This window comes from Sinosporangium album, from assembly GCF_900100605.1.
Lineage (GTDB): Bacteria > Actinomycetota > Actinomycetes > Streptosporangiales > Streptosporangiaceae > Sinosporangium > Sinosporangium album.
The window spans coordinates 1-16,209 of the sequence record NZ_FNCN01000053.1; the positions used below are offsets into that span (position 1 = coordinate 1).

Consider the following 16,209-nt stretch of genomic DNA (forward strand, 5'->3'; position numbering starts at 1 on the left):
CGGTCGCGATCTGGCACAACCATCGCAGTGGTCAGCCCGTGACACGCTCCTTGATTGCCTATGACCACTGACCATTCGGAACTACTCATCTAGGGTTGGGGTGAGCGGAAGGAAGCAGTAGTTGGCGTAAAGGCCCTTACTCGCAGGCGTTCAAGGACGAGGCCGTCCGCATGGTGCTGGACGGGGATCGTCCGGTTACGCATATCGCCCGAGAATTGGACATCCATGACACCACCTTGCACAACTGGGTGAAAGCGTGGCGGCGCGAGCATGAAGGCGTGGCGCCTGCCGCTCCCGAGAATGGCGGCGCAAGGAGCGAGCGGGAAATCGAACTGGAGCGGGAGAACCGCAAGCTCCGCGAGGAAGTCGCGTTCCTGAAAAAAGCGGCTGCCTTCTTCGCGGCCGAGAATCGGTAACGGCTAAATACGAGCTTATCGACGCGGAGAAGGCTGACCACGCGATTGTCGACATGTGCCGATGGCTGCAGGTGTCGCGGTCGGGATTCTATGAATGGCGCAGTCGCCCGATGTCGGCGACCGCTGAGCGGCGTGAACGGTTAAAAGCGTCGATTGCCGTCGTCTTCGAGGACAGCCATGAGACATACGGGTATCGGCGGGTGCAGGCGGAACTGCTGCGCCGGGGCGAGGAGGTAAGCGTGGAGACGGTCCGGCTGCTGATGCGCGAGCTGGGCCTGGTCGCCTGCCGGCCGGCGCCGTGGAGGCCGGCCACCCCTCACGCGGATGCACGTCATCGCCTCCCCGACCTGGTGCGGCGGGATTTCTCGGCCGATGCGCCGGGGACGAAGTTCGTCGGCGACATCACCTATATACCGACCTGGGAAGGGTTTCTCTATTTGGCGACGGTCATCGACTGCTGCAGCAGGAAGGTGGTCGGCTGGGCGATGGCCGATCATTACAAGACGTCGCTCGTCGAGGCTGCGCTGGATATGGCCGCGGTCAATGTGTGTATTGGGGACGGTGCCGTCTTCCACTCGGACTGCGGTTCGAACTACACCTCGGAAGCCTTCGGCGAGAAGCTGAGCCGGATGGGTATGCGGCAATCCGTGGGCCGGACCGGGGTGTGCTGGGACAACGCGATGGCCGAATCGTTCTTCTCCGTTCTGAAGAACGAATGGCTCAATCGCTTCACGTTCAGCACGCGAGACAAGGCGCGCCGTCAGGTTGTCCGTTACATCGAAGGGTTCCATAATCGCAGGCGCCTGCATTCAGGACTCGGATATCGGACTCCGCAGGAAGTCGAAGACCAGTACCTGACTGAGCAGTCCGCAGCGTAGGTCAGAGCCACCAGACGCTGTCCGGAATCTCCGGGGCCCCTCACTCCGACGGCACACTGCGGATCCTCGCTCTCACGATTCTCCCCTACCTCGGAGAAAATGTCCTGCCTAGTTGTTGGTGACCGAAGAACCGGAGAACGGCATCCACCCTCGCGCGATCGAAACGGTGATGCGCTCGCTGAGCACCCTGTACGACTCGCAGGTCTGGGTGTCCACCCACTCCCCGATCGTGCTGGCCAACACAGAACTCTCCGAAGTTCTCGCCGCCCGACTCAACCCCGACGGCAGCGTCGCCGTCATCCGCGGCGACCAGCACCCTCGCCTGGTCGACTGGCGCGGCGGCCTCGATCTCGGCTCGCTCTTCGCGGCGGGAGTGCTGTCGTGACGAACCCCGCGGCGCGTGACGTGGTGTTCCTCCTCGCCGACGGCGGCATGGAGCAACTGCTCCTCGGTTTCCTCAACCGACCGCAGTTCCACCGGAGCCTTGGGTGCGGACCGTTCTCCTTCGACCCTCGCGAGGACGTCTTCGTCGCACAGACCAGAGATCCCGGCGTGTACGGCATAGCCCGCGAATATCTCCGCCCGTTCGAGCGGACACACCGCAGAGCCGTGGTGATGCTCGACGCCGACTGGGTGGGCAGCCCCGGTGCGGACGCCATCCATAAGCATGTCACCCGGTGTCTCACCGAGGCGTGGACCCGCCGCGCTCGAAGATGTGATCATGCTCGTTCCAGAGGATCACCTGGAGCAACGCCGCGCCGAACACGCCCGGATCGAAGTCCTGCCGCTCAAGTTCAGCTCCAACGAGCTTCGCGCGGAGCACTGGCGGTTCCTCATGGGCGCCATCGGCAATCAGTCGACCTACATCCGGCAACTGCAGCGAATCATGAGAGCCCATCGTCGCGACCTGCGCTTGGACGTCATCAGGCAGGCCGTCGAGGACTCCGCCCTCTCCGACAACCTCAAACAGCTCGCCCAGCAGCGCCTCGACCTCGCCGCGGACTACATCGACGACGGTGCCCAGGTAAAGGCACTCGTACGACCCGGACGAGTGATCATCGTCGACCTACGCGACGAGTTTATCGAGAAGGACGAGGCGCTCGGACTCTTCGTCGTGCTGATGCAGTTGTTCGCAGACGCCCAGGTCAACGGCAAACGCTTCAACAAGCTGGTCGTCTTCGATGAAGCTCACAAGTACATCGAAAGCCCCGATCTCGTGGACGGGCTCATCGAAAGCGTCCGGGAGATGCGACACAAGGGGATGAGTGTCCTTATCGCCAGCCAGGACCCTCCTTCAGTGCCGATCTCACTTATAGAGCTCTCCAGCCACGTGATCCTGCACAAGTTCACCTCGCCGGCGTGGCTGAAGCACCTCCAGAAGGCAAAAACGGCCTTAGCGGATCTGAGTCCGGCGAAGCTGGCTGCGCTTATGCCGGGGGAGGCATTTGTCTGGTCTGGGACGGCTACCGAGGACGCATTCACCCGACAGGCCGTCAAGGTACTCCTCCGACCCAGAGTCACTCGCCACGGCGGCGGGACCCGCACCGCCGTCGAGTAACCACACCTTCTCAGAAAGAACTTGCGACCCTCGACTGAGGTGCCTCGGTCATCCGTGCTCGGAGGACTGACTCACCACCTCGGAGTCGCCCCTCGTCAAGCCGGTTCGCCTGCGGAGGTCGCGGACTACCGCTCGGTGTGCCGGAGGATCGCGTCGGCCATGACGGGAACCGCGGGCGGCGGAAAACTGTGTCCCATTCCCTCGATGGGTATGAACTCGCTGCCGGGAATCGCGGCTGCCAGTGCCTTGCCATGGGCGATGGGCGCCATCACGTCGTCCGTCCCGTGCATCACCAGCGTCGGGACGGTGATCGAACCGACGAGCCCGGAGCGGTCACGCGAGGCGAAGATCGCGAGGATGTGGTTCTTTGCGGCGTGGCCCGCGGAGGCGGCGCTCTCGATCTGCCGCTCGATGATCGCGCGCGTGGCGGCCTCGTCGAACGGCGCCAACCGTCCGGAGAGCAGGCGGGCCAGCTTGAGCTGCGCCTGGATGTGCTCTTCCCGGGTGGTGGGCGGGTTGCTGATCTGCTCGGCATCCCAGGCGGCCAACTGCGGGTCCCGCGGCGTGCCGCGGAAATTGCTGGTCTCGGGATCGATGGGCTCGGCACTCGACATGATGAGCGTCAGGGTGCGCAGCCGGTCGGCATGTTGCAGCGCCATCTCTTGGGCGATCATGCCGCCCATCGACGCGCCGACCACGTCGGCAGTGCCGATACCCAATCCGTCGAGCAGGCCGACCGCGTCCTGAGCCAGGTCGATCGTGGTGTACGGCTGAGCATCGAAGTCGACACGGCCGGACTGTCCCGTGTCCCGGTTGTCATAGCGGATGACATAGCGCCCACTCTCCTGGAGGAGCCGGCACAGCTCATCGGGCCAAACGGAAGCTCGGGCACCGAGGCCCATCACGAGCAGTATCGCGGGATCGGCCGGATCTCCAAACGTCTCGCACCACAGGTGGATCCCGTTGACCTCGACTGTACGTTCCATCGCGTTCGGCCCTTCCTTCGCGCTCAGACACGTTGAGGCGACACACCGCTCCGGCCTTCCGCGCAAGGGCAGACATCCTGGGCCGCACGGCGTGGGCACGCCTCATTCCCAAGAGCCACTCTAGGACAGAAACGTAGAGGATGGTTAACTTTTTGTGGATCAGCCTTCTTCGATCCGGACGTGCAGTACGGCAAGCATCTGCGCCTTGAGATGCACACTCAACGTGCGAACGTCACCACTCAGCCGGGCGGCGAGCACCGGCGTCACCATCCCCATGACGGACGTGACGGCGATTCGCGCCGCAAGGTCGGACAGCTCCGGTCGCGCTTCGAGCAGCAGGCCGACCCATTCCTCACGCACCTGTCGTATCTGACGGGTGAGCCGCCGCTGGTCCCCCACCGGCAGCCCCAGCAGCTCCCCCTGCAAGATCAGGTTCAGATCTGGATTCTCCACAGATGACCGGGCGAACCAATCCACCAGGGCGGACAGCGACTCCCGCGGATCCCGCTCCCGATCGGCCAGTATGGCCTGCGTCCCCTCCCGCAGGCGCTCCACCGACAGCTCGACCAAGGCAAGGAGAATCGCCTGCTTGCCGGGAAAGTGCCGATAGACCGCAGGCCCGGAGATGCCCGCCGCAGCCCCGATGTCGTCGATCCCGGTGTCGACATAGCCTCGCTCCACGAAGAGCCGGGCAGCCGCCAGCAGAATGGCCCGCTTGCGCACCCCGTGCTTGCGCCCCTGGTTGATGAGCGACTCCAACTCATCGGACTTTGCCACTGACCTACTCCTCTACAACAGCAATGTGAACCCGGGTTAACCTATTCTCCTGGTTCCCCGTCAAACCGGCCAACCGCCGGCCTGGTCACCTTGAGCCTGACGGTCACGCAGGCTTCTCGAAGACCTGAGCTTCGCCGCAGCACCCAAGGCAACGCGGTCACCCGCCGCTCACGGTCGTGTCCGTGCCACCGTTGATACTGACGCGCGTCTCGTTCACGATGTCGATGAGAGGGCGCAACAGGGGCGTGTCAGCGTCCTCCGGGCGCCACATCCCGATCTCGGCCACTTGTACGTCGAGATCGACAACGGGTCGCCAGACCGCGTTGCCCAACAGCAAGAGCGGGATCTGTTTCTCGGGACCGAAGGTTATGGCGTCGCCGCTCGTGACCAGGGTGAGCAGGGCTTCGAGGTCGAACACCTCGGCCACCACGTCGAGAACGATGTCGTGCCTGCGCATGGCCGCGATGATGTCGTCGTAGAGCCGCGGATAGAGCGAACGGGGCTGCAGCAGTACCGGTTCGCTTCGAAGGTCGGCGGTCTTCAGCCACGACCGTGTGGCGAGCCGGTGGTCGGGGGGCAGCACGACGCCGAGCCGGTCGCGGGCGACTTCGACGTAGTGCAGCGACCGGTCGTTCGGCGGGTAGTTGCCATAACCGAACAAGATCTCCCCTGCGTGAAGCGCCTCCCATTGCTCGGCGCTGCTCATCGGCGTGAGCCGCAGGGCGATCAGAGGCCGACGGCGGCGGAACGTCGCCACGATCGTTCCGAGCGTGTCGAAATAAGCTCTCCCGGTCTCGAAACCGATCGCGACCGTTCCGATCTTTCCCTGTGCCACGAGCGATGTCTCGTGGACGGCAGTGTCGACACCGGCCAGGATCCTTCGGGCCTTCTCGGCGAAGAAACGGCCGGCCGTCGTCAGCCGCACGCCCCGACCGGAGGGCTCGATCAGCGTGATGCCAAGCTCGGCCTGCAGATCTCGCATCTGCCGACTCAACGGGGACTGGGACACATGCAGCCGCTCAGCGGCGCGATGAAAATTCTCCTCCTCGGCGAGCACGACGAAATAGCGCAGGTGGCGAAGTTCCATCGTTGCAACCTTCGATTAATGATGCTTTTCAGGTCTCAAATCATATCCAACAATGTCTCAAACGGCTCACATAACGGCAAATAAGCTCGTTAATGTGACAACTGCACCAACCTCAACACGCCGAGTCGCCAGCGTCGATCACATCGAGGCGATCGTCGGCCGCCCTTCCCTTATGGTGACGATGAAGCAGCTCGACAGCCTCGACGAGGGATGCCGCAGTGTGCTGGCCCACTCGCCGATCGCCGGTTTCGGGTTTCAGGGGTTTCAGGACAACGACTTCCGGACCGCCACCTTCGTTGGCGGCACACCCGGATTCATGCACGTGGAGTCACCCAAACACATCTCGTTCGCGCTGCCTGACGGGCTGCACCGCCCCGCCGAAGGCAGTGGGGTCTCCTTTGTATTCTTCCTGCCGGGAATCGGCGAAACACTCCGCCTCAACGGCTCTGTGGCGCGATCGGAATCCAAGCTCCGTGTCGGCGTCGAAGAAGCCTACGTGCACTGCGCGCGCTGCATCCTGCGATCGGGACTGTGGCACGGCAAGCAGTCACCCATGCCGACAAAGGGTGCCGCACTCCGCGACAGCGACGGCGACGGCGACGGCGACGGCGACGGCATGGTGCTGCACCGACCCCAGATCGCCGATTTCCTGGCCGCGTCACCGTTCCTTGTGATCTCCACGTGGGACAGCGAGGGTGGGAGCGACACGAGCCCTCGGGGCGACCAGGCCGGCTTCGTGCGCATCCTGGACGGCCGGACGCTCGCCATCCCCGACCGCAAGGGAAACCAACGGGCCGACACCTTCCACAACGTGCTCGCGGACAACCGCATCGCGCTGGCCGCTGTCATCCCGGGCCGAACCGACGTGCTGCACCTGAGCGGTACCGCCTCCATCACCGATGACCCGGCGCTGCTGTCCACGATGGCCTTGAAGGGAGCGGCACCGCAGGCCGCGTTGGTCATCGACGTCGAGTCCGCCGAGGTGATCGACAACGAGGCGCTGTCGCGGTCCCATGTCTGGCAGCGGTCGTCCCACATCGACCGGAGCACCGTACCGGATCTGATGGTCCTTGCCGCCAAGCATGCCGCGACCACCAAGGCCACGCCCACACCCGGGGCACCGAACCCTTCACTGCTCAAGCCGCTCGCGGCCTTCCCCCGGCTCACCCGACTGCTGATCAACGCCGGCTACCGCATGCAGCTCAAGAAGGAGGGCTATCAACCGGAAGAGCGTCGGGACTCCGCCGGTGTGTCGGGCGGCCGTCGGTACGGCCTTCGGCGCCTTCTCGAACGGCTGGGCCGCCGACCGTCGCAGCGGCCGGAGAACGCGCGCAGCAGCCCGAGCATGCGGCTACGAGAAGTGCGCGTGGTGGAGGTGGTGCGGGAGACCGCCAACGCGGTCACCGTACTCGTCGAGGACGAATCGGGGACGCCCTTCCGCTTCAAGCCCGGTCAGTATTTCACCTTCGTCGCCGAGATCGACGGGCGCACGCTGCGCCGCGCCTACTCGGCGTCGTCGGCGCCGGGAACCACGCGGCTCGCGATCACCGCCAAACGTGTGCAGGACGGCACGTTCTCCACCTACCTCAATCGCGACCTGCGGCCAGGCGACCGATTGCACATCCTCGGCCCCTCCGGGAGCTTCTACGTCGAGTCCCCACCGCCGACCGCCCGTGAGCTTGTACTGCTGGCCGCGGGCAGCGGCGTGACCCCGATGATGAGCGTCATCCGCACGCTGCTCGCCGCAGACTCCCACAGCCGACTCACCCTGATCTACGGCAACCGCACCGAGGACGACGTCATCTTCGCCGACGAACTGTCGGCGCTGTGCGACCGGCACCCCGACCGCCTCACTGTCCGTCATGTACTGACACAGCCCTCCGCGACATGGACGGGCGGAACCGGCAGGTTGACTCCCGAAACCCTGCGTCGCGAGCTGGACGAGTTGGAACCATCGGGAAGCGCGCATTTCTTCGTCTGCGGGCCTGAACCGATGATGGACGGCGTCCGAGACACTCTTACCGGCCTCGGCGTCACACCCGACCGAATCCATGAGGAGCGCTTCACCAGGCCGGTCGGTGAGCTGACGCGGATCGAGACCGGCCGGCACTCGATGGCCGTCGACAGCGACGGACAACACATGGGCACCGTCGACGTCGAGTCCGGCGGCACCCTCCTCGACGCCGGCCTCGCCGCCGGCCTGCCCATGCCCTACTCCTGCACTGTCGGAAACTGCGGCGAATGCATGGTGAAACTCGTCAAGGGCGAAGTGCAGATGGCACAGCCAAACTCCCTCACGTCCGAGCAGCAAGCGCAGGGCTATGTGCTCACCTGCGTCGGCTACCCGCGTTCTTCGGTGAGCGTCGACATCGGCGAGTCCGAGACCTCGTGAGGGGACCGTACACGCCGGCCCGCCGGCCCTAGGCCGCCGAGGAGATGTCGAGCCGACTCAAAGCGGTGACGTAGGCGGCGAGGACCGGGCGTTCGGCGGGCTGGATATCCAAGGGCAGGTCGGCCAGCGGGAAGAAAGGCAGGTCGGCCTGCCCGCGACAGATGATTCTGGCGGTGTATACGGCGGTGACGGCGAAGACGCGGCAGCCGCCGGGTGAGACGTGAAAGTAGTCGGGCCCGGAGCATACGCCGAGGAGTTCCAGTTCGCCGATTTCCACTCCGGAGTCGTGGGCGAGTTCTCGGCGGACGGCCTCTTCGAACGTCTCCCCCGACGCCGGGAACGCCCCGGGGAATCGCCATCCGGTGTCGCTTTCGCCCCTGATCAGCAGGATGCGTCTTTCCTGATCGGTGACGACCACCGATGCGCTGGGAAGGGAGTCTGTGAGATCGACGGCTTCCGTCTGCGGTTGCCGGACATAGTCCAACACTGACTTCACCCCGATAACCCCGTTTCCTGACCTTGGCGGTCCTCTCCGCCAACTCTGCGTTGGAGCCGAGTAACTGAAAGGAAACTTTCTCAATTCTGAGTGTGTGACGCAGGGCGACGACCGTCAAGGTGCTTTTATGGTTACCGTCCCGTTTCACTGCATTCGTTATGACTTCGTGTCATGCCCTCTCCCCGGGCTGGAAGTCTTGGGAAACTCCGAAAACCCCGGGAAGCCCGGCGGAAAACACTTACCAAACGTCAGGCCCCGGTTACCGACAGCATATTCGCCGCCTCGTGGGTGAGGTACGAGGCCACCGGGTACCGGGGCCCGCCGAATGCGGGGACGCTGTTCAAAGCGGAAGGCCGGGGTGGAGGGCAGGACGCAGGCTGCGGGTCGGCGTTCGGCGGCGGCGCGGCGCCACCGGTCGGGAGGCCACCGTCGGGGCGGACCGGCGTGTTCACGGTCCGTGCCTCGGTGGCCTCCCCTACCGCCCCGGCGCCGCCCGGTCCGGCCGCGGGTCCAGGCGGCGCCTCGGGGCGGGACGGCCCGGGACGCAACACGGCGGCAGGTCGCCAGGGGTTCGCCGGAGCGTGGGCCCGATCGATGCGATGGGCGCTCCGGGCGACGTCCTGCCGGGGGTCCCGCCATGGTCCCGGGCCGGGGTCTTGTGTGCGGCTTTGTGTGCCGCTGGGCGAGGGGGGCGTGTCCGCGAAACTCACAGGCGACGTTGAGAGCGGATTGACATCGAAATTTTCGACGAAACAGATGAAAACACGAAAACAACGCGGCCGGTGATGCGATATGCGGAGCGAGGGACGCATCCATCAATCAACGGCGACCGCACCGGCCTTGATCGTTTCTTGAATCCGACCGCGAGAGGCGGTCAATATTCGCTCATGATGTGGAGGCCGCGGACCGCCAAACGAGACGGAGAATGCCGATGCGAATAGTTCGCCATCACGCGCCGCCCAGCCGATTTCCAGATCACGACATGAGACGACTCCGATAGGTCATATATCTGATCAACCAAGTCGGTCGACCTACCAGAACCAGGGATGAATAACGACTCACTCAGCCGACCCTTCAAAAGCTAACTCACGCTCAAGCCGACAGCAAGTCTTTTCCTTCTTACCCGCCGGATTTATTTTCACCCGGACGTTGTTTGGAGTGCCCCGAGAACCGGACGGAAGAACCGGCCTACCGGGGCAAGTCTCCGGAACTTCACCCCTTTGGCGGCTCCGATCGGCATGAAACCTCCGGACATCGCCGGAACCGCACTCCCTGGCCGCCCCCGGCCGTTCGCCACCGCCCCTTCCACCGCAGCACGGGTACGGCACAGGCACAGCACGGACAGAACCGGGCCCCGATCGGCGAGGGCCGCCGTCCCGCCCCGCGAACCGCCGGACAACCGGTTCCACGAGGAGATATCCCGCCTGGCCCATCAAGCGGGGCAAGCAGGACGGCGACGGCTTTGCCGTACAAGACGTGCCGTCTACCGTCAATGCATTTCCCCTCTCACCATGTCCGTAAGCCGACCGAAACCCCATATGGCCGACGCCTCTAACAGCCGAGATGAACCCCGGGCAAGGAATACTCCTCACTGGGGATACAACTCATCCCAGAACTCAGACTGATGGCCTTTAACCAGGTTGACTGGCCTAATCCCACGTCCGTCGGAGTCCAGGCTCAGGCCGTACCCCTTGCGGACAGTGCCTTTCGACCACGTCGGCAGTCCAGAACCGTTGGGATTGCCCTTGGCAGCGAAGTTTGTCCAGTACTTGATGACCTTCTCGGAGAAACGCACCTGCGTCTCGTCGAACGGGGCTATCCGCCCCTTAAGGTCGAACAGATAGGGGACATCCGATCCGTGATACGCGCCCGGCGGGAAGTTCACATGCGCGGGCTTGGTGCGATCGATCTCTTCGGAGAACTCAAAAATGTAATTGGGGACACACTTCGCAATGTTCTGGCTGGTTCCCACCGACGTGCAGAACCATCCGTAGATGTTTAGTCATACGCCCTCGACCGCGCAACGGGGAGAGGTCCAGCGGGAGACGGTGCATGTCAGCGAGCGATCTTCTCCAGGGCGGGGCGTAGCCGTTCCAGCAGCGTTTCGGTGACAGCGGGGTTGGGCCCGAGCAGCAGGCTGGCGTCGTCGAGCGTCACGTAGTGCAGGTTGCCCTTCTTGACCAGGTCGAGGGAGGAGGCAAGGGGTCGACCTTCGAATTCGGCGCGTTCCTTGTCGGTGTAGACGCCGAAGAATCCGACGTCGGCGGTGTCGAGTAGGTCGAGGCGCTCCTCGGAGAGTTGTCCGGCGCCCCCCTGCTGGACGGGTAGTGCGGCCAGCTCATCGGGCTGTTTCATTCCGAGTGCACTGAAGAAGGCGGCGGAGGGCCCGTCGGGAGCCGCGACAATGTAGATGTTTCCGCTGTACTGCTGGCCGAAGACGTATTTCTTGCCCTTCAGCGTGGGATGCTCGGCGGCGAAAGCCGCCAGACGTTCCCGCGAACGGGCCACCAGCTCGGTGGCTTTGGCGCTTTCGCCGAGCGCCTGGCCGATCATGAGCGTGAGGTCGTCGCCGGAGTCCTGCAGCAACTCGTTCTTGTAGGGGATCACCGGCGCGATCGTCGACAGCCGGGCGTAGGCGGAGCCGAAGGCCGGCTGGGCGGTGGTCATGAGGATGAGGTCCGGCTTCAGCGCGGCGACGCGTTCGAGGTTGGGGGTCAGGGAGTCCAGGCTTTGCAGGGCGGCGGGGTAGGGCGGAGTCACACCGGGCCAGTTGCCGTCCTTGGCGGAGGGGTTGCGGGCCACGCCGACGACGGGGGCGTCGAGGGCGGCCGCGATCTGGGCGTCGGCGAAGCCGAGGGCGACCACGCGCCGGGGCTTGTGCGGGATGGTGGTGGTGCCCAGCCCGTGGGTCACGGTGACGGGGAACCCCTCGGCGCTCGGTGGGCCGGACGCGGCAGGCGCGCTCCCGGCCGACGAGGCGGTGCCGCTGGATGGTGCGCCGCAGCCGGCGAGGGCGAGGGCGAGGGCGAGGGCCAGGGCGGGGATGAGCGGGCGGGGGGTCATGATCGGGCTCCTTCGGAACGGGGGTTGAGTCGCCAGCCTGCTGCGGCGGTGCGCATCCCCCACATGCGGGCATAGCGGCCGCCGCGGGCCATCAGTTCGTCGTGGGTTCCGTGCTCGGCGATGCGGCCGGGCGGGTCGTCTCCGAGGACGACGATCTGGTCGGCCGCGGCGATCGTGTGCAACTGGTGGGCGACGACGAGGAGGGTCGCGTGGCCGGACAGCCCGGCGATCCAGCGGGCGACAATGCGTTCGTTGACGGGGTCCAAAGCGGCCGTCGCCTCGTCGAGCAGGATCACCGGCCTGTCCTGCAGGGCGGCTCTGGCCAGCGCCACCCGCTGGCGCTCGCCGCCGGACAGCGCGGCTCCCCGATCGCCGACGGGGGTGTCCCAGCCGCGCGGCAGCCGGTTGATCATCTCGTCCACACCCGACAGCGCGGCCACACGATCGAGGGACGCCTGATCGGCGTCGGGACGGCCGACGAGGATGTTGTCCCTGATGGTGTGCTCGGTGAGCAGCACATCCTGCAGGGTGACGGCCAGCGCGCCGTACAGGGTGTCGGGATCGAGGTCGCGCACGTCGACGCCGCCCAGCAGCACCTGCCCCGCCGACGGGTCGGCGAAGCGGGCCGCCAGCCGCAGCACGGTGGATTTGCCCGCGCCGGAGGGGCCGACGATCGCGGTCGTCGTCCCGGCGGGCACGTGCAGGTCGAACCCGTCGAGGACAGGCGGGCCGACCGGGGCGTCCGACGCCGGGGCGGTGTAGGCGAAGGCGACGTCACGGAAGGTGAGGTCGAGCCCGCCGACGGGCAGCGGCAGGGACGGGTTCGCGACGGGAAGCGGCGGTGTGGACAGCAGCGCGCCGACACGGGCGAGGTGGGTGCGCCCGGCGCGCATGTCGCGGGCCACATCGCCGAGGGTCGCGATCGGTTCGGCGAAACGCACGCTGAGGATCAGCAGTGCCACCAGCAGGGCGACCTGAGTGGGTTCGCGCAGCAGCGCCCAGGCCGTGGCGGCGATGACCGCGGCCACGGCCAGGTGGACGGCGACGCCGAACCCGGCGCGGGCGAGGATCTCGCGGGTCACGTCGAGGCGGCGGGCCCGGTCCAGGCCGTCGAGGGCGTCGGTGAGCAGCGCGCGGCCGAGGCCCTGCGCCCCGCAGACGCGAATCACAGGCTGGGCTTCGGCGAATTCGATCACACGGGCGGTGGCTTCGGCGTCGGCGGCGTGCGTGCGTCCTTCCACCGCGTCCAGGGCAGCGGTCGTACGGCGGTACACCGCGTACAGCAGCGGCGCCGACAGCAGCATGACCAGCGCGGGGCGCCAGTCGGCGAGCGCGGCCACGCCCAGCACCACGGCGGGCGTGATGACGCCGCCCAGCAGCGAAATGAACTGGTACGGCACGCCGCGCCCGGCAGCGATCGATCCGGCGACGAGAGTCTGGGGCAGCGATGCGGTCCTGGTGGGGGTGAACCAGCCGACGGGCAGGGCCGCCAGATGGGAGGCCAGACGCCGCTGCAGGGAGTGGATGGTGTCGATCGCGGTCGCGGCACCGCCGGTGATCTGGCGGCGGCGCGCGGCCATAGTGGCGAGCGCGACGGCCACGAGGGCCGTCAGCCACCACGCGAGGGCCGGGTCGCCGCGCAGCAGGGCGTCGACCACGGGCAGGGTCAGCCCGTAGGACAGGCCCTCCAACAGCGCGACCACCGTGATACGGACCAGATGGCGACGGTTGTTGCGGGCACCGGCCCCGTCCAGGATCGCGAAAAGGGCGCGGATCATCGTGTGGCCGCCGGGGTGGTCTCGGGCTCACCCTCCAGCGCCCGCCAGAGGTCGCGGTACAAGCCCTCGCGGGCGAGCAGCTCCTCGTGGCGTCCGCGTTGAACGATCCGGCCACCGTCCATGACCGCGATCTGGTCGGCACCGGTGACGGTGGCCAGCCGGTGGGCGACGACCAGGACGGTACGGCCGGCCGCCAGATTCGAGAGCGCGTTCTGAATGTGGGCCTCGGCCTCGGGGTCGATATGGGCAGTGGGTTCGTCCAAAACGAGCACACGCGGATCGGCCACGAGAGCGCGGGCGATGGCCACCCGCTGGCGCTCCCCGCCGGACAGATGGGCGTCGTCTCCCGCGACGGAGTCGTAGCCGCGCGGCAACGCGAGGATGCGCTCGTGCACACCGGCCGCTCGGGCGGCCTCCGCGACCCGGACGTCGTCGGCGTCAGGCACGGCCAGCCGGATGTTGTCGCGCAGGGTCGTGCGCAGCAGTACCGCTTCCTGCAGGACGAACCCGACGGTGCGGTAGAGGTCGGCGGTCGCCAGATCACGCACGTCCACCCCGCCCAACCGCACGGAGCCGGTGTCGGGGTCGTGGAATCGGGCCACGAGCGCCGCCAGCGTCGACTTGCCCGCTCCCGAGGGCCCCACCAGCGCGGTCATCGTGCCGGGCTCAAGGGTGAGGTCGACGTCGTGCAGCACGGGGTGCCCGGGTTCGTGGCTGAAACCCACTCCGCGCAGCTCGACGCGGTCGCCGTTGAGTGCGGCGGACTCGGCCGGCAGCGGCAGCGTGGGCAGGTGCAGGATCGCGCGCAGCCGGTGCGCGGCGGCGTAGGCCACGCGCAACGATGCGCCGCTTTCCGCGATCCGCTGCGTTCCCGACACGGTGACGGCCAGCAGCAGGAAGAGCACAAGGTTGACGGGCTCCGTCCAGCCCAGCGCGACGAAGGCGGTGCCGGCGACGCACACCAGGGCCAGGGTGAGCGCGGGTGAGATGAGGGCGTTCGCCCGGCCGCCGCGTTCCTCCTGCTCGGCGATGGCCGTACGCAGCCCGTCCCGCAGCTGGTCGGCTGCCGCGTGCACGCCGGACTCGGGAGGCCGCGCGCCCTTGCCGCTCAGCACGCGCAGGGTGGTCAGGTCGCGAGCGAGTGCCGAGACCGCCTCGGTGACGGCCACGATGCCCATCGGCACCAGGCGCATGCGCTCTTCCGCGCCGGACAGCGAACGCACATACAGCAGGAACGACAGCGCGGCGGGGACGGCGACGACGAGGGCGAGCCGCCAGTCTGCGGCCGTGAGCCAGCCGAGGGCCAGCAGGGGCGCCACGAGTCCGGCGGCGGCGTCGAGCCGGCCGTGCGCCACGGCGGCGTGCAGGTCGCCGACGTCGTTGTGCAGGGCGTCAAGGCTGCGCCCGGCCGCTCCCGTGGTGAACCAGCCCAGCGGGACGCGGGCCAGGTGGTCGGCGATCCGCAGCCGCAGCCGCGCCGCGATGGCGAGGTCGGCGCGGTGACTGATCGTGTAGGCCGCCAGCCGTACGGCGAACGCCGTGACGGCGGCGCCGGCGATGACGGCGACCCACCCCCATACCCAAGCGGGATCGGCGGCGCCTTCGACCGCCTCCTTGGCGATCATCCAGATGCCCGCGAACGGTGCCAGGCCCAACGCGGTGGCGGCGACCTGCAGTGCGAGCGCCACTCTCAGACGACCTGCAACCGGAGCGACGATCTCGTGGAACGCGGCCGGATCAGCGCCTTGCCGCACGTGCTGCGCCCGCCGTAGGGCCTTCCACATACCTCCCCCTTCAGTAAGGTTAGGCACACCTTAGGCAATGGCAAATCGGATTTGCAATCCCGGTGCTCCCGTGGGGGTGACGCGTTACGCTCGTTTCGTGCAACCTGACGGATCTTCACGACCTGGGCTTCGCCCCGGCCCCAAACCACGGCTCAGCCGGCAGAAGATCATCAATGCGGCCATCGACCTCGGCATCGAACAGGTCACCGTCAACGCCGTCGCGGCCGTGCTCAACGCCGCCCCCGGCAGCCTCTACCGCTACATCGACAGCCTCGACGATCTGATCGTCGCCGCCGTCGAGACGGTCTTCAGCGCGACACCCCTCCCACCGCTTGATGGTGGCTGGCGCACCTACCTGGAAACCGAGGCGGCCACACGCTTCGACCTGCTTCAGCGCTACGCGGGACTACTGCCGGAAAGCGGCGCAGGGCTCGCAGGCGCGGCCGGCCGGCGCTTCGAAGAGCTCGTCCGCGGACTCGTCTCACTCGGATTCGACCTGGACGAAGCGGTGCTGGCCGTCGACGCGGTGATCGACCTCATCCACGACGGCGCCTCCCAGATCGCCCGCCTGCACGACCCCCGCCACCCCGAACGGCTCTCCGCCGCCATGACGGAATCCCTGGCACGCTACTCACCCGACGTCCGCGCCGCCGTCGAACGCATCATCGCAGCCCCGAAGGACCACCTCTGGCGCAAACTCGCCATCCTCCTCGACGGCATCGCCGCCCGGCCCGAGAACGAAGCGTTGCCGTTCAGGGGCGAGGGGCGGGATGGCTGACCACGGCGCGGTACGGCCGGAGCACGATTACCTTCGACGGCGGCGGAGTCCGCGGGCCCCTGCGCTCGGTTGTGCACACGCCACAGGAAGAAGCCCTTCGGCAGCAGCACCCGGTGAGGCGTGCCGTCGTGGCGGGCGGGAGGTGGTTGCGCCGGCATGTCAGTAGGGCTCCCTCAGTGCGCGCGCCGCCTCGGTCAGCAGGTCGTCGGCCACCCC

The 16,209-nt window shown here is 66.9% G+C and carries 13 protein-coding genes; 5 read left to right on the forward strand and 8 right to left on the reverse strand.

Going from position 1 to position 16,209, the window contains the following annotated elements; all coding sequences use genetic code 11:
• Positions 1-170 precede the first annotated feature (170 nt).
• The 3 genes from BLQ73_RS29350 to BLQ73_RS29360 all read left to right on the forward strand — a co-directional run bounded on the left by BLQ73_RS29350 (position 171) and on the right by BLQ73_RS29360 (position 2,852).
• Positions 171-1,294, forward strand: a protein-coding gene (locus tag BLQ73_RS29350) for an IS3 family transposase (RefSeq protein ID WP_420820048.1) whose coding sequence is annotated in 2 segments (ribosomal slippage) — positions 171-384 and positions 384-1,294 — 1,125 coding nt in all. Because the reading frame shifts where the segments join, the coding sequence is not laid out codon by codon here.
• Between the two features lie 118 nt (positions 1,295-1,412).
• Positions 1,413-1,679: an AAA family ATPase gene (locus BLQ73_RS29355; RefSeq protein WP_245691542.1), complete on the forward strand. Its 267-nt coding sequence runs from the start codon at positions 1,413-1,415 to the stop codon at positions 1,677-1,679.
• A 336-nt stretch (positions 1,680-2,015) separates the two neighbouring features.
• Positions 2,016-2,852 carry an ATP-binding protein gene (locus BLQ73_RS29360; RefSeq protein WP_218126081.1) on the forward strand — a complete coding sequence of 279 codons (837 nt, stop codon included), beginning with the start codon at positions 2,016-2,018 and terminating at the stop codon, positions 2,850-2,852.
• A 125-nt stretch (positions 2,853-2,977) separates the two neighbouring features.
• Here the strand turns inward: BLQ73_RS29360 and BLQ73_RS29365 are convergent, their stop codons facing one another.
• From BLQ73_RS29365 to BLQ73_RS29375, 3 genes are all read right to left on the reverse strand, one after another.
• Entirely contained in the window at positions 2,978-3,838 is an 861-nt protein-coding gene (locus tag BLQ73_RS29365) for an alpha/beta fold hydrolase (RefSeq protein ID WP_093175853.1), read from the reverse strand.
• A gap of 159 nt (positions 3,839-3,997) precedes the next feature.
• On the reverse strand, positions 3,998-4,615 hold the full coding sequence (locus BLQ73_RS29370) for a TetR/AcrR family transcriptional regulator (RefSeq protein WP_093175856.1): 618 nt from the start codon (positions 4,613-4,615) through the stop codon (positions 3,998-4,000).
• 157 nt (positions 4,616-4,772) lie between these two features.
• Positions 4,773-5,702 (reverse strand): LysR family transcriptional regulator, encoded by a 930-nt coding sequence (locus tag BLQ73_RS29375; protein WP_093175859.1) that lies wholly within the window; start codon positions 5,700-5,702, stop codon positions 4,773-4,775.
• A 94-nt stretch (positions 5,703-5,796) separates the two neighbouring features.
• Here BLQ73_RS29375 and BLQ73_RS29380 point away from each other — a divergent pair, with 94 nt between their 5' ends.
• Positions 5,797-8,094, forward strand: a complete 2,298-nt coding sequence (locus BLQ73_RS29380) for a 2Fe-2S iron-sulfur cluster-binding protein (protein ID WP_218126083.1) — start codon at positions 5,797-5,799, stop codon at positions 8,092-8,094.
• Between the two features lie 28 nt (positions 8,095-8,122).
• Here the strand turns inward: BLQ73_RS29380 and BLQ73_RS29385 are convergent, their stop codons facing one another.
• The 5 genes from BLQ73_RS29385 to BLQ73_RS29405 all read right to left on the reverse strand — a co-directional run bounded on the left by BLQ73_RS29385 (position 8,123) and on the right by BLQ73_RS29405 (position 15,215).
• Positions 8,123-8,581, reverse strand: a complete 459-nt coding sequence (locus BLQ73_RS29385; protein ID WP_176955756.1) for an NUDIX domain-containing protein — start codon at positions 8,579-8,581, stop codon at positions 8,123-8,125.
• A gap of 1,597 nt (positions 8,582-10,178) precedes the next feature.
• Positions 10,179-10,562 carry a carboxylesterase family protein gene (locus BLQ73_RS29390; RefSeq protein WP_176955757.1) on the reverse strand — a complete coding sequence of 128 codons (384 nt, stop codon included), beginning with the start codon at positions 10,560-10,562 and terminating at the stop codon, positions 10,179-10,181.
• A gap of 83 nt (positions 10,563-10,645) precedes the next feature.
• The gene (locus BLQ73_RS29395) at positions 10,646-11,653 is read right to left on the reverse strand and encodes an ABC transporter substrate-binding protein (protein WP_093175868.1); all 1,008 of its coding nucleotides are present in this window, start codon (positions 11,651-11,653) and stop codon (positions 10,646-10,648) included.
• Complete coding sequence (locus BLQ73_RS29400) at positions 11,650-13,431, reverse strand: ABC transporter ATP-binding protein (RefSeq protein ID WP_093175871.1); 1,782 nt, start codon at positions 13,429-13,431, stop codon at positions 11,650-11,652. Before BLQ73_RS29400 ends, BLQ73_RS29395 begins: the two co-directional genes overlap by 4 nt.
• Positions 13,428-15,215: an ABC transporter ATP-binding protein gene (locus BLQ73_RS29405; protein WP_093175873.1), complete on the reverse strand. Its 1,788-nt coding sequence runs from the start codon at positions 15,213-15,215 to the stop codon at positions 13,428-13,430. The genes BLQ73_RS29400 and BLQ73_RS29405 overlap by 4 nt, the downstream gene beginning before the upstream one ends.
• Positions 15,216-15,312: 97 nt before the next feature.
• Here BLQ73_RS29405 and BLQ73_RS29410 point away from each other — a divergent pair, with 97 nt between their 5' ends.
• Positions 15,313-15,993 (forward strand): hypothetical protein, encoded by a 681-nt coding sequence (locus BLQ73_RS29410; protein ID WP_143020504.1) that lies wholly within the window; start codon positions 15,313-15,315, stop codon positions 15,991-15,993.
• The last annotated feature ends 216 nt before the right edge of the window (positions 15,994-16,209 follow it).